General features: G+C 69.8%; 8 protein-coding genes. 4 read left to right on the top strand and 4 right to left on the bottom strand.

The window, feature by feature from the left end; all coding sequences use genetic code 11:
- Positions 1-77 precede the first annotated feature (77 nt).
- Positions 78-2,429: an AbfB domain-containing protein gene (locus tag ACFW9O_RS12655; RefSeq protein WP_384608222.1), complete on the top strand. Its 2,352-nt coding sequence runs from the start codon at positions 78-80 to the stop codon at positions 2,427-2,429.
- Positions 2,430-2,485: 56 nt separating this feature from the next.
- Here ACFW9O_RS12655 and ACFW9O_RS12650 read toward each other — a convergent pair whose 3' ends face one another.
- Complete coding sequence (locus ACFW9O_RS12650) at positions 2,486-3,325, bottom strand: phytanoyl-CoA dioxygenase family protein (protein ID WP_384608220.1); 840 nt, start codon at positions 3,323-3,325, stop codon at positions 2,486-2,488.
- A gap of 215 nt (positions 3,326-3,540) precedes the next feature.
- Between ACFW9O_RS12650 and ACFW9O_RS12645 the strand changes: the two genes are divergently transcribed.
- Positions 3,541-4,560, top strand: coding sequence for a LacI family DNA-binding transcriptional regulator (locus ACFW9O_RS12645; RefSeq protein ID WP_384608218.1), 1,020 nt, complete (start codon positions 3,541-3,543; stop codon positions 4,558-4,560).
- A gap of 178 nt (positions 4,561-4,738) precedes the next feature.
- Here the strand turns inward: ACFW9O_RS12645 and ACFW9O_RS12640 are convergent, their stop codons facing one another.
- The gene (locus ACFW9O_RS12640) at positions 4,739-8,065 is read right to left on the bottom strand and encodes a LamG-like jellyroll fold domain-containing protein (protein WP_384608215.1); all 3,327 of its coding nucleotides are present in this window, start codon (positions 8,063-8,065) and stop codon (positions 4,739-4,741) included.
- 183 nt (positions 8,066-8,248) lie between these two features.
- Positions 8,249-10,567, bottom strand: a complete 2,319-nt coding sequence (locus ACFW9O_RS12635; RefSeq protein WP_384608213.1) for a GH92 family glycosyl hydrolase — start codon at positions 10,565-10,567, stop codon at positions 8,249-8,251.
- An 80-nt stretch (positions 10,568-10,647) separates the two neighbouring features.
- On the opposite strand from ACFW9O_RS12635, the gene ACFW9O_RS12630 reads away from it, so the two are divergent.
- Both ACFW9O_RS12630 and ACFW9O_RS12625 read left to right on the top strand, forming a co-directional pair.
- Positions 10,648-11,430, top strand: a complete 783-nt coding sequence (locus ACFW9O_RS12630; protein ID WP_384608210.1) for a VOC family protein — start codon at positions 10,648-10,650, stop codon at positions 11,428-11,430.
- A 246-nt stretch (positions 11,431-11,676) separates the two neighbouring features.
- Entirely contained in the window at positions 11,677-12,585 is a 909-nt protein-coding gene (locus ACFW9O_RS12625; protein ID WP_384608207.1) for a MerR family transcriptional regulator, read from the top strand.
- A gap of 174 nt (positions 12,586-12,759) precedes the next feature.
- On the opposite strand, the gene ACFW9O_RS12620 is transcribed toward ACFW9O_RS12625, so the two are convergent.
- Positions 12,760-13,566, bottom strand: a complete 807-nt coding sequence (locus ACFW9O_RS12620) for a hypothetical protein (protein ID WP_384608204.1) — start codon at positions 13,564-13,566, stop codon at positions 12,760-12,762.
- Positions 13,567-13,576: the final 10 nt, after the last annotated feature.

Below are 13,576 nucleotides of genomic sequence, written 5' to 3'. Positions count from 1 at the left end.
CCGGACGCAGCTGACGCACCGCTCCCCCGCACCGGTCCGGTGCGGGGGAGTCTCCCCCTGTGAAGGAGATCAGGCCGATGAACTCCGTACGAGTCGCGGGCCGCGGGCCCTGGTGGCGCAGATTAGCCGCCGCAATCGGGCTGCCTGCCCTCGTCGCCACCGCACTGGTCGGCGTCGGCGCGGCACCCTCCGACGCCGCGGCCGCGGCGTGGACGCCGAAGCCCTCCCCCATGACCACGCCCTGGACCGGTCAGGTGCCCGTGGACAACCCGCTCCCCGAGTATCCGCGCCCCCAGCTCACCCGCCCCGACTGGGCCAACCTGAACGGCATCTGGGACTTCGCGGTGACCGGCCGCGATGCCGGGCAGCCCGCGGCGTTCCCCGATCAGATCCGGGTGCCCTTCGTCGCGGAGTCCGCGCTCTCGGGCATCAAGCGCAGGATCACCGAGAACGACAAGCTCTGGTACAAGCGCAGCTTCACGGTCCCGTCCGACTGGAACGGCCGGCGCGTCGAGCTCAACTTCGGCGCATCCGACTGGGAGACCACCGTCTGGGTCAACGGCACCCGGGTGGGAGCGCACAAGGGCGGGTACGACTCGTTCGCGTACGACATCACGCCCCAGCTCAACGGCGGTGCGAACACCGTCGTGGTCTCCGTGTACGACCCGACGCAGACCGGCGGCCAGGCCGTCGGCAAGCAGCGGATCAACGACGTGAACCCGCACCCGGGCGGTGGCATCTTCTACACCGCCGCCTCCGGTATCTGGCAGACCGTCTGGCTCGAGCCCGTCGCCACCTCACACATCACCCGGCTGGACATGACGCCGAACCTCGGCAACAACACCCTGCGGGTGAAGGTACAGGCGGCCTCCGCGGGTGGGCGCAGCGCGCGGGTCACGGTCTCCAGCGGGGGCACCGTGGTGGGCAGCGCGACCGGAACACCCGGCTCGGAGATCTCCGTGTCCGTGCCGAACCCCAGGCTGTGGAGCCCGGACGACCCGTATCTGTACGACGTGCGCGCCGAACTGCTCGACGGGACAGCCGTGGTGGACACGGTGGGCAGCTATGCGGGCATGAGGTCGATCGCGGTCGCGAAGGTCGACAACATCCTGCGGCCGGTCCTGAACGGGAAGTTCGTCTTCCAGAGCGGCACGCTCGATCAGGGCTACTGGCCGGACGGCATCTACACGGCGCCGACCGACGCCGCCCTCAGGTCGGATCTGCAGGCGCACAAGGACCTCGGGTTCAACATGGTCCGCAAGCACATCAAGGTCGAACCGCAGCGCTGGTTCTACTGGGCCGACAAGCTGGGGCTCCTCGTCTGGCAGGACATGCCCGCGATGGACACCGGCAAGACGCCCGACAGTGCCGCCCGTACCCAGTGGGAGGCCGAGTACCACGCGATCATCGACCAGCACCGCAGCTCGCCCTCCGTCGTCATGTGGGTCAACCAGAACGAGGGCTGGGGACAGTACGACCAGGCCAGGATCGCCAATGAGGTGAAGGCGTACGACCCGTCCCGGCTGGTCAACAACATGAGCGGGGTCAACTGCTGCGGTTCCGTCGACGGCGGCAACGGCGATGTGATCGACAACCACATCTACGTCGGCCCCGGCAACACCGCGCCCACCGCGACCCGGGCTGCCGTCCTCGGCGAGTTCGGCGGTCTGGGGTACAAGGTCCCGGGCCACGAGTGGTACCCGGGCGGTGGCTTCAGTTACGAGGACCAGGCGAGCGTCGCCGCGCTGAACAACCGGTTCGTCGGGCTCCTGGACGCCATCAGGATCGGTCAGTTGCCGGCCGGTCTCTCCGCCTCGGTCTACACGGAGATCACGGACGTCGAGAACGAGGCGAACGGGCTGCTCACCTACGACCGCCAGGTGGTCAAGGTGGACACCGCCCGGGTGAAGGCCGCCAACCAGGCTCTCATCCAGGCGTCGAAGACCCCCGCCCCGCCGGTCACCCTGCCCACTGGTCAGTACAAGTCGCTCCGGGTCACCACTCCGGGGCACACGACCAAGTACCTGCGCCACTCCGAGGCACTCGCCTACACGGCGGTCGTCGACAGCGGCAGCAGCGCGCTGCTGAAGAGCGACGCCACCTGGAAGGTCGTCACGGGCCTGGCGAACGGCAACTGCTATTCGTTCGAGTCCCGCAACTATCCCGGTGAGTACCTGCGTCACCGGGACTTCCGTGTCCGCCGCGACGCGAGCGACGGATCGGAACTCTTCAAGGCCGATGCCACCTGGTGCGCGGTCGCGGGTCAGGGCGGGGTACGGCTGTCGAGCGTCAACCTGCCCGGCAGCTACATGCGCCACATCGGCTCCGAGGTGTGGCTGGCCACTCCCGGTGGCGGTCACGCGTGGGACAACGCGGCCACCTTCACCGAGGACACGACCTGGGCGGTGGACGGCCCCTGGGCACCTTGAGGTGAGCCTCTGGGCCCGGCGGCCGGCCTTCTCCGGACGCCGCCGGGCTCGGGGCGTCACGCGTCGCCCATGACCAGGCCTTCGATGGTGTGCTTCTGGACGATGGGAGTCAGTTCGTCCACCACCGGGCAGTGCAGACGGGCCCGTACCCGCCCGGGCAGGGAGGCCCAGTACGCACGGGTCACCGCCATGTCGTGCTGGGCGTCGTTGCCCGCGCCGGGGGCGTCGACGCCCAGTACCAGGACCGGCCGGGCGTCGGACGAGTGGTTGGCGGTGCCCCGGTGAATCGTCAGGGCGGAGCGGGCCGAGATGTCTCCGCGCCTCGGGTACTTGCGCTCGGCGAGGGCGGTATAGCGCGGGTAGGCGTCGCGGGGCGGGAACATCCCGTGGGCGAAGCGGGGGTCGTCGTCCCACTGGGTGCCGGGCGCGATCTCGAACGGGCCCATGTCGTCGCGCGTGTCGACGGCGGTGAGGTTGAAGGCGAGCGAGGTCAGCCGGCGCCGATGCCGGGTGGCGTCCGGCATGGGGAAGTCCCGGTGCCAGGGCTGGTTCACCGCTCCGGCCAGCGGGACGTCGAAGCCCAGCTCGACGATGCGGTAGTCGGGCCCCAGTACGGCCTCGGACACCGCACGCACCCACGGATGGTCGACCAGGTCCACGAAGCCCCGAAGCTGTTCGGGGTGGATCTCCACGTAGTAGCGGTGGGGCCCCCGTCCGACCGCTCCGCCTTCCCGGCCTCGCGCCTCGGCGAAGGCCTCGTCGATGTCCTCGCGCATCGCGTCGGCCCACTGCGGGGCAAAGGCGCCCCGGCACGCGGTGATGCCGGCGGTGTACAGGTCCTGAACAGCTGTGTCGAGGTGCGGGGCGAGGGCGGCGGCGGTCGCGGCCTCGGTCATGGCAGCGGTCCTTTCGTCGGTAGGCGGCGGGGACAAGACACGGACCGGAAGGGTGCGTTCCTCTCGTCCCTGGTCTGTCGACACTCATATTGCAACGTTGCAAGCAACGAGGCAATAGAAGGAACGCACCGTCCGGAGCGGGGACTGTTACCGTGCTCAGCGCAGAGGGCGCGGCCACCGGCCGCCCCATACGGAGGAACAGGAGCTCACCGACCTTGGCAGCGAGACTCAAGGACGTCGCCGCGCTCGCCGGCGTGTCCGTCCGGACCGTCTCCAACGTCGTGAGCAACGCCGCGGCCGTCGCGCCAGGAACGCGCGCCCGGGTCATGGCGGCGGTCGAGGAACTGGGCTACCGCCCCAACCTCGCCGCCCGCAACCTCCGGCAGGGGCGCACCGGACTCATCGGGGTGGTCGTACCCGAGATCCACTCCCCCTACTTCGGCGCACTGGCCGGTCTCCTCATCGACGCGGCGCGGGAGCGCGGATGGACGGTGCTCCTGGAGAGGACCGGAGGGCGGGCGGATCTGGAGCGGCGCCTTCTCGACGGCTCGGAGGGACACCAGGTCGACGGGATGATCATCAGCCCGTGGTCGACGTCCCCGTCCGAACTGGCCTCGCTCGCGGGTGATCTGCCTCTCGTCGTCCTGGGTGAGCTGGAGCCGGACGGGCTCATCGACCATGTGGCCCTGGACAACGTGGAGGCAGCGCGGGATGCCGCTCGCCATCTGGCCTCGCGGGGCCGTCGGCGCATCGCGGCGATCGGCCTGCAGTCCGGGCTGGGCCACGGTACGGCCGAACTGCGCGCCGAGGGTTTCCGGCAAGGGCTGCGGGAGGCCGGTCTGAGTCCGGTGGCCGAGGTGGAGGTGGCCGATCTGCACCGGGCGGAAGGAGCACGGGCTCTGCGTGAACTGCTGAGGGTGCCCGGTTCCGTCGACGCCGTCTTCTGCTTCAGCGACGAACTCGCCCTGGGCGCACTGCGCATAGCCGCCGAGCAGGGTGTCCGGGTGCCGGAGGACCTGGCGCTGATGGGGTTCGACGACATCGAGGACGGCCGGTTCGCCGCGCCGTCCCTCACGACGATCGCCCCGGACCGGGCGCAGATCGCCGAACGCGCGGTGCAGTGTCTGACCGAGCGCGTATTCGGCCGGCTCGACGCGCTGCCCGCCCGCCGGATCGTGGTCCCGCACCGCGTGGTGGTCCGGGAGAGCACGGGAGCCGCGGTCTCCCCCGTGTGAGACGGTCGGAGTGCGGCCGTCGCGTACGACAGGGAGCTGCGGCAGAACCGCGGAAAGGGAGCTGCCGAGGTGGCGGCGATCGCCGCACGCCTTCAGCGGCCACCGATCGGCAACACGGACGCTCCCGGCGGCGCGGACTCGTGCGCGCGCCGCCGGGAGCAGTCCTGTGTAGCCTTTCCTACGGCTGTTCGCCGTCGTGGAGTGCGGTCACCTCCTGGTCGGTGAGCGCCTTGTCGTACACCTTCACCTGGTCGATGGAGCCGTTCCAGAAGTCGGTGTTGGCTCCCGACCACTTGGCGCGGCCCACGGACAGCGCGCCGGTGCTGACATCTGCGGTGCCGGCAGCCGCGGTCGCGGCGAGCTTGCCGTCCACGTACAGCTTGATCTCGTCACCGCTGCGTACGCCGACCACGTGGTACCACTGGCCGAGCTCGGGCTTCATCTCGAGCCGGGCGCGCTTGGCGCCCGGTGTGGAGAAGGCGAACGCACCCTGTCCGTACTGGAGGTAGAACGGGTTCTCCTGGCGCCGGCCGTCCTGGCTGACGAGGGTGGCGTAGTTGCCCGGGAGTGCGTCGAGCGTGGCCCAGGCAGACACGGTGTAGTCGCCGGTGGTGTCGACGACCGGACCGCTTGTCTCGGCGTACTGGCCCTCGCCGTTGAACTTCAGCGCCGAGCCCTGCACGCCGGGTGCCCAGGACGTTCCCTCGGAGAGGGTGAGGTCCTTGTGGTTCGGGCCGCTGTCGGCGGCCTTGGTGCCCGTGTTCTCGTCGAGGGACCAGCTGCCGCCGCCCTTGACCTCGTCACGCTCACCGGCTGCGGCGCCGGCCGCGATGACCTCCTGGTTGATCTTCCGCACCTGGGCCTGGTCGACCTTGATCTCACGGCGGTCGTACGTCCAGAGTCCGTTGAGCTCGTTCTCGAGGTCGGTCACCTGGGTGTAGATGGAGCCGGACAGTTCGGCGCCGGCCGCCGCCAGGTAGTGGGTGCGGGTGTTCTCGACGTACTTGGCGGTCAGGGCGTCCTTGTCCGCGACACCGCTGTAGATCGCGGTGGGGGCACCCGGCCACATGTGTCCGGGCATCCGCAGGGTGAAGCCGCCGTGCTCACCGTCCATCGCGGCGCGGTTGTCATCCGGGAAGGCCGGGTCCGTGTTGTTGTAGTCGTGGTGGTCGATGATGTCGCCCTTGCCGGAATCACCCTTGGAGTTACAGCAGTTGACACCGCTGTGGGCGTTGACGACCCGGGAGGGGTCGGCGGCCTGGACCTTCTCGGTGATCTTGCCGGTCTCGGTGCGGTCCCACTCGCCCCAGCCCTCGTTGAAGACGATCCAGGCGCCGATCGAGGGGTAGTTGTGCAGCTGCTGCATCATCTCGGCGCCCTGGTCGAGGAAGGCCTTCTGGCCCTTCTCGCCGGTGATGTTGCCGGAGACGAAGTCCTGCCACACCAGGAGACCCATCCGGTCGGCGTGGTAGTACCAGCGGGCGGGCTCGACCTTGATGTGCTTGCGGACGGAGTTGAAGCCGAGGTCCTTCTGCGTCTTCAGGTCGAAGACCAGGGCGGCGTCGCTGGGCGCCGTGTTCAGGCCGTCGGGGTAGAAGCCCTGGTCGAGCTCGGCGAGAGAGAAGAACGGCTTCCCGTTGAGCACCAGCTTCTGGTAGCCGCCGACCTTGGCGACACCGAAGGAGCGCATCCCGAAGTAGCTGTCGACGGTGTCCTTGGAGCGGCCGTCCTTGAGGGTGACCTCCAGGTCGTACAGGTACGGGTCGTCCGGCGTCCACAGGTGCTGCTTGGCGACCGGAAGGCTCAGTTCGCTGTTGGCCGGGCCGGTGACGGTGCCGACGACCTTGCCCTTCTTGTCACGGGCGACGGCGGTGATCCGGGCGGCCTGCGAGGCGTTCTCGGAGTTGACCTTCAGTGCGAGGCGGCCCTTGTCGATGTCGGGCGTGGTCGTCAGGGAGTCGACCGCGGCGGGGGCGACGGGCTCCAGCCAGACGGTCTGCCAGATGCCGGAGGAGGCGGTGTAGAAGATGCCGCTGGGGTTCGCGGACTGCTTGCCCGTGGGCTGGTCGGCTCCGGTGGTGTCGGTGACCGCGACCACGATCTCCTGGGGGCCGCTGCCCTTGAGGGCGTCGGTGATGTCGGCGCTGAAGGCGGTGTAGCCGCCGGTGTGCTCGGCGACCTGCTTGCCGTTGACCCAGACCCGCGCCTGGTAGTCGACGGCGCCGAAGTTGAGCTTCAGGCGGTCGTCGCTGTTCCGCTTGCCGACCGACCAGCTCTTGGGCACCGTGACGAGCTTGCGGTAGATCATGTGGTCTTCGTGGCGCTCGAGTCCGGAGAGCTGGGACTCGACGGGGTAGGGCACGGTGATGCGCTCGTCGAGCGACTTGCCGAAGACCGGCTGCTCACCGGCGGTGGCTCCCGCGAACTCCCACGGTCCGTTGAGGTTCTTCCAGTCGTCGCGCACCTGCTGCGGGCGGGGGTACTCGGGCAGCGGGTTCTTGCGGTCGACCTTGTCGCCCCACGGCGTGGTCAGCCGTTGCGTGGAGAGGTTCTTCGCCCTGCGGCTGATCTCCGGGACGGTCTCGTCGCCGGCCTTCAGGCCGCCCTGACCGTCGTACGCGAACCTGACCTGCTGGTTCTTCTGGACGGCTGCGTCCAGCGTGACGATGAGCGCCTTGGGGTTGCCCTTGACCGCGGACACCGACTTCACGGGCATCGGCGTCGTGTCGGCCTCGACGGTGAGGTGGTCCTTGACGCCCTCGATGTCGCTGACAGCGTTGTCGAAGGTTGCCTGCAGCTTCCGGCCGTCCTCGGCGACGCTCAGCGCGACGGGGTAGACCTCGAAGTCCGCGGGCGGGGTGAAGGCGGACTCGGGCACGATCTGCTTGGCGAGCTTCGCGCTCGACCAGCGCAGGAACATGTTGGCCCCGCCGATGTCCTGGAACATCTCCAGGCGGAAGGTGTGCGGCTCGCCCGCCTTCAGCGCGACCGGAGAGCTGGTCTGCTCCTTGTCCCAGTCCGGCACCCAGTGGTCGATGACGGGCTTGTCGTCGATGAAGAGCCGGAACCCGTTGTCGCCGATGGCGGAGAAGGTGTAGTCACCGGTCTCGGGTGCTTCGATCTGTCCGGTCCAGCGAGCGGTGGTGTGCTCGGTCTTGCCGGTGGCCGACTCGAACGCGCCGGTGAGTCCGGGGAAGTTGATCTCCGGGTCGAGCGCCACGGCGCCGAGCTGGGCGAAGTCCCGTGCACCCGGGGCCGACATGGCGAAGTACTCGCCCTTGAGGCCGTGGACCTCGGTCGACGGCTCCTCGGCTGTGAACGCGGAGGCTGCGGCGGTGCCCGCGTCGGGCGCCGCGGCCGCGGCCGGAACCAGGGTGGCCCCGAGGGGGAGCAGCAACGCGGCCGTACAGGCCAGCGTTCTGAAGAGCGTGCGGGGGCGGGCTAGTTGTCGTATCAAGGCGTCGTCCTCGTCGAAGAAGCCGGAGTGCCCCGAACGGCGAGGCACTGCACATAGTCGAACATTGAGCCACAACCTCAAACACTTAACAACGGTCGTGCACACATAATTTTCAACGATAGAAAATTCAGGCCCCCGACCGACCGTCGAGCCCGCGACCGTTCGGCCCGTCGGCCGGTCCCACCCGGGCGCGCCCCGATCGCCATGGATCGGGGCGCGCCCGGGTGACGGTTACTGCGGCAGACCCGCAGGTCCGGTGGCCCAACCGGTGTTCGGCAGGCCGGCGAGCCGGTAGTTCAGCGAACCGCCCCGGGTGACCAGTCGCGCGTCGGTCCACGACCGGTCGCTCGGGCGGCCGTCGACCTCGACGGCGTCGACGTACGGATGTGTCGCATCGGCGGCCGGGGCACTGATCGTGATGTCCTTGCCCTGCGGCCGGTCGATCACCGCGGCAGGGAAGAGCGGGGCGCCCAGGAGCATCGTGGCGCTGCCCGGCGTCTGCGGGTAGAGGCCGAGGGCCGAGAAGACGTACCAGGCGGACATGGTGCCGAGATCGTCATTGCCCGGCAGTCCGCGCGGTCCGGTCCCGTACACCGTGTTCACGATCTCCCGCACGGTCTCCTGCGTCTTCCACGGCTTCCCCAGGGCGTTGTAGAGCCAAGGGGCGTGGATGCCGGGTTCGTTGGTCGGGTCGTAGCGCAGCGCGTCGCCGCCCTTCACCGACCAGGAGCCGTCCGCCTTGTGGAAGAAGGCGTCCAGCCTCTTGGCCGCGGTGTCCCGGCCGCCCATCGCGTCCGCCAGCCCCTGCACGTCCTGCGGGACCATCCAGGTGTACGTGGCACTGGTGCCCTGGGCGAAGCCGCGGTCGCTTCCGGGGCTGAACGGGGTCACCCAGGAGCCGTCGAGGTTACGTGCCTGGATGTAGCCGGTCGTCCCGGCGCCGTCGCCGGCCTCGGGGTTGAACACGTTGCGCCACCAACGGCCGCGCGCGTCGAAGGCGTCGGCCTCCTCGTCACGCCCCAGCAGCCGGGCCCAGCGGCCCAGCGCGGCGTCGGCGACGGCGTCCTCCAGCGTCTCGGCGGCGCCGCCCCAGCAGTGGCAGACGTCCTGAGGCGCGTAGTGGGACTCCAGGTACTGGGCGAGGTTGGGCCGCTGACCGGTGCACTGGCCGGGACACCCGGCGTCCGAGAGGCCGTCGGGGTGGGGCACCGTTGCCTGTCGGGCCAGGGACTCGAAGGCGCCCTCGTAGTCGAAGTTGCGTACGCCCATCGCGTAGAACGTGGCGAGGGTGGCCGCCGTGGGATCGCCCGTCATCACGTGTGTGGCACCGTTGACGTGCACCCAGCGGTCCCACACCCCGCCGTTCTGCCGGGCGAAGTTGTACAGGGACTGGGCGAAGTCGCCCGCGATCTCCGGCTTGAGGAGCGCGAGGAGCTGGATCTGGGCGCGGTACTGGTCCCAGCCGGAGAAGTTGCTGTACTGCGCCTTCTGCCCGCGCGTCACACGGTGCGGTTCCCCGTCCATGCCCGGGTAGCGGCCGTCGGTGTCGCTGATCAGGTTGGGCTGCATCAGCGAGTGGTACAGCGCGGTGTAGAAGGTGGTGCGCTGCGCGTCGGTCCCGCCGCCCGTGCGTACGGAGCTCAGTTCCTGGTCCCAGGCACGCGATCCGGCCCGGGCGACGTCGTCCACGCCCGCCTTCGGCGCTATCTCCTTGCGGAGGTTGGCCTCCGCTCCGGCCTGGCTGACGTAGGAGATCCCGATCCGCATGCGGACGTCGTCATCGGCGGTGGTGTCGAAGCCGACCCATCCGCCGGACCCGCGTCCGGCCCGGTCGGCTCCTGTGGCGTACCCCTCGCCGCCTCTCGCGGTGGTCGAGCCGGGTGCGAGGGTGCCGTCCTTCCAGGTACCGGTGGAGGCGAAGTCCCGGTCGAAGGAGGCGCTGAAGTAGAGCCGGTAATAGCTTTTGCGGTTGTTGGTGCCACCGTTGGCGCGCCGTCCGCAGAACGCCCCGGTCAGCACCGAGCCGGTCACCTTTCGGTGTGCGGTGTCGATCTCGACCTCGGCGTCCTCGCTGCCGTTGAGGGAGTTGGACACCCGGAAGAGCAGGTTGGCGGGCTTGCCTGCCGGGAAGCTGAAGTCGGCCACGCCCGCGCGCTTGCTCACCGCGAGGTCGGCCGACGCGCCGGAGTCGAGGCCGAGGGTGTAACGGCCGGGCACCGCACGCTCGTTGTCGTGCGAGAAGTTCGCCGCGTACACGGCGTCCTTCGTGTCGGCGGACGGCGACGTGGTGACGTCGCCGACGAACGGCATGATCGGCACATCGCCCGCGGCTCCCGGGTTGCACCCGGCACCGTTGACATGGGTGAGGCTCAGTCCGCGCAGGCGGGTGGCCCCGTACTCGTAACCGTTCGCCGCCCCGGTGCTGGTCTGGTCGCCGGTCGTACAGGCGGTCTGGGGGGCATGTCGTACCTTCCGCAGTTGGACAACGTTGTCGGGCGCCGTTCTCCGGCGCCCACGTTGATCGTTGCGCGGCCGAGCGTAGGTCCCCACCGCGCCCGGGGGAAAGCCCTGCGCGGACTCCCACCGGTGAACGAGTGGTGAACGAACCGGCGGGCGGCCACCCTGGCACCATGGCAGCGCCTGCCCTGAACCCGACCTCCCGGAGGAGCGACGTGATTCGCTGGACCTACGCTTTCATCGACCGCCCGGCACCCACCGTCGGCCTCGCCCGCGCATTCTGGACCGAGGTCACGGGGACGCACGAGTCCGTGCCGTGGGGCGACCGGGGCGAGTTCACCACGCTGCTCCCCGACGAAGCCGACGGGGCCGACGCCTGCCTGACGGTGCAGGCCGTCGGCGGGGCGGGCGGAGCCCATCCGGATCTGGCGGTCGAGGACCTGCCGGCGTTCACCGCGCGGGCCACCGAGCTGGGTGCCGTGGTCGAAGCACGGAAGCCGGAACTGAACGTGCTGCGCTCCCCCGGCGGTCAGCGGTTCTGTGTCGTGCCCTGGCGCGGGCAGAAGGCGCGCCCGCCGGTCCTCGCAGCCCAGGGCGGTCCCGAGAACCGGCTGGACCAGCTCTGCCTCGATGTCGCACCGGCCGCGTTCGATGCCGAGGTCGCCTTCTGGGCGGATCTGACGGGCTGGGAGTCAACTCCGGGTAATCACAAGGAGTTCCACGTACTGCGCCCGCACCTGGACCTGCCCGTGCACCTGCTGCTCCAGCGCCTGGACGAGGCCCGCCCCGCCTCGGCGCACCTGGACATCGCCTGCCCCGACCTCGCCGCGGGACAGGCCTGGCACGAGCGGTGCGGCGCGACGCTCGTCCGCCGGGGCCCCGCGTGGACCGTGCTGCGGGACCCTGCGGGCGGCGTCTACTGCCTCACGCGGCGCGACCCGGTGACGGGCGACTGACCGGGCGTCCTTCGTCCTTGAAGCCGCCAAGGGTGCTGGACGATCCGAAGCGACAGACGTGCCGGAGCTCGTCCCGCTCGGTCACAAGGGCAGCTACGGCATCGTCAGCGCCTGCAACAGGAAGAAGCGCACCTCACCCCGCAGTCACCGCACAACCCCCAGCACACCGTTCGGTGACCGGATGGATTCTCGGCCGCCCGGAAACGCTCTTGAGTCTCCAGCCGCCGGAGGGTTCAGGATCTACTCATGGACGACGAACGCCCCGACGTGCTCACCATCGGCCGGCTCGCGCACCGCACCGGACTTCCGGTGCGTACCCTCCGCTTCTGGTCGGACCAGGGGGCGGTGCCGCCTGTGGCCCGCTCCGCGGGCGGCTACCGGTTGTACGACGCCGAGTCCGTGGCCCGCGTCGAGCTGGTCCGCACCCTGCGGGAGCTGGGCCTCGGGCTCGACGACGTGTGCCGCCTCCTGAGCGGCCGCACCACGGTCATCGAGGTCGCCGACGCGCATGTGGCCGCGCTCGACGCGCAGATCCGCTCACTCAAGGTGAGCCGGGCCGTCCTGTCCACCGTGGCGAAACGGGGTTCGACCGTTGAGGAGACAGCACTGATGAACCGGTTGGCGCGGCTTTCCGCCGCCGAGCGCAAGCAGATCATCGACGCGTTCAAGGAGGAGGTGTTCGGCGGCCTCGACGACCCGCGCCTGCGCGACCGCATACGCACCTACAGCATCGAATTGCCCGACGATCCCACGCCAGAACAGGTCGACGCCTGGATCGAACTGGCCGAGTTGGTGCGGGACCCCGGTTTCCGTGCCCGGTTGCGCACATGGATGGAGCTCAACACGACCGTACCGGGGCAGGGCCGTCCTCCCGGGGCGTCCATCTGGTGGGCCAGGCAGATCGTGCAGACCGTCGCAGAGGTGAGAAGGGGCGGGGTCGCTCCCGAGGGGCCGGCAGCGGCCGAGGTGCTGTCCGAGCTGTTCGGTGACGCCGATCGGGCCGCCGTGCTGCGCAGTCTGGAGGCCGGGATCGAGGCAGGAGCGGAGCAATACCGCAGGCTCGTCGCACGTGTGCGCGGGCAGGATGCGTCTCCCGACGCGACCGAGGAGCTGGAATGGCTGGCGCGTGCCCTGCGCGCCGCGGATCAGACCTGACCTGGTGCTCGGCCTCGGCACGGGGCAGGCCGCCGACCTCACGGCGCCGCTCGACCGGGACGAACTGATCGCCCACGGACCGCGGCTGTCCGACAACAGCGCAACCCGGCGGGGCCGACGTCACCACCACGCTGAGCAATTGACGGATGCCTGGGGGCGCTGCGTGTCCTTGTGTCAGAACGGTGGGTCTTCGGAGTAGCCGCTTGTCCCGTCGGCCGCCCACCAGGAATCACGCTCCGCGTTGAGACGGGCGTATCGCTCGCAGGCTGCGATGTCGTCCGCGTTCTCCAGGGCGCTGGTGTCGTGACCCCATGCCTGCATGGCGTCCAGGACACGGTCTCGATTGTGGCGGTCGGTGCTGGTGGCCAGCAGGCGGCCGACGTGGTCGACCAGTTCGGCCCGGTGTGCGGTGAGGAGGGGGTGCTCTGCGAGGGGGATCGCAGCGAGGAGGGCCGCGTCGTGTACGTCCGCGTTGTCGTGGCCGAGAAGGGGATGGACAGCGGAGAAGATGGCCGGGCGTACGTCTCTGAACGCGCGCATCTCCCTGTCCTCCTGGAGAAACCCCTTGCCGAAGTGGCCTTCGCTGATGGCGATGCACTCGTCGTCGGCGTCGTAGGCGGTGTCACTGAGCCACTCGAGCAGCCTCACGAGGGTCGGGCGGTGCGGTGGCGTGTCGGCACCGTGGCCGAAGTCGCCTGCCGCAACGGCCGGGTGGTCGAGGACGGCCGCGGCGAAGAGCGCCACGGGCACGGTGGCTTCGTAGATGGTGTTCTGGTGCGTCACTGACCTGAGCGCTTCGTCGGTGGCGGCCGCCCTGACGGCCGGGTCGGGGTTGAGGATGCTTGCCAGCGCCGTCGGCAAGGCTTCGCCCGTCCCGCACACGGTGGCGAACGACGCCCAGTCCGTGTCGTCCAGGAGCGCTTGGTGGTGAGGCAGTTCGTGGGGACGAGGGTTCCCGGTCCGACTGCGGCTATGGGTCACAGCCGGGAGG

This window comes from Streptomyces sp. NPDC059499, from assembly GCF_042749285.1.
Taxonomy (GTDB): domain Bacteria; phylum Actinomycetota; class Actinomycetes; order Streptomycetales; family Streptomycetaceae; genus Streptomyces.
The sequence above is the reverse complement of the archived record's forward strand: the minus strand, read 5'-3'. Positions and strand labels throughout refer to the sequence as shown.

What these genes read in the sequence shown, in the direction of transcription:
- ACFW9O_RS12650 (WP_384608220.1), bottom strand. Translation starts at nt 3,325, where the DNA reads ATGACCGAGGCCGCGACCGCCGCCGCCCTCGCCCCGCACCTCGACACA.
- ACFW9O_RS12655 (WP_384608222.1), top strand. Translation starts at nt 78, where the DNA reads ATGAACTCCGTACGAGTCGCGGGCCGCGGGCCCTGGTGGCGCAGATTA.
- ACFW9O_RS12625 (WP_384608207.1), top strand. Translation starts at nt 11,677, where the DNA reads ATGGACGACGAACGCCCCGACGTGCTCACCATCGGCCGGCTCGCGCAC.
- ACFW9O_RS12630 (WP_384608210.1), top strand. Translation starts at nt 10,648, where the DNA reads ATGGCAGCGCCTGCCCTGAACCCGACCTCCCGGAGGAGCGACGTGATT.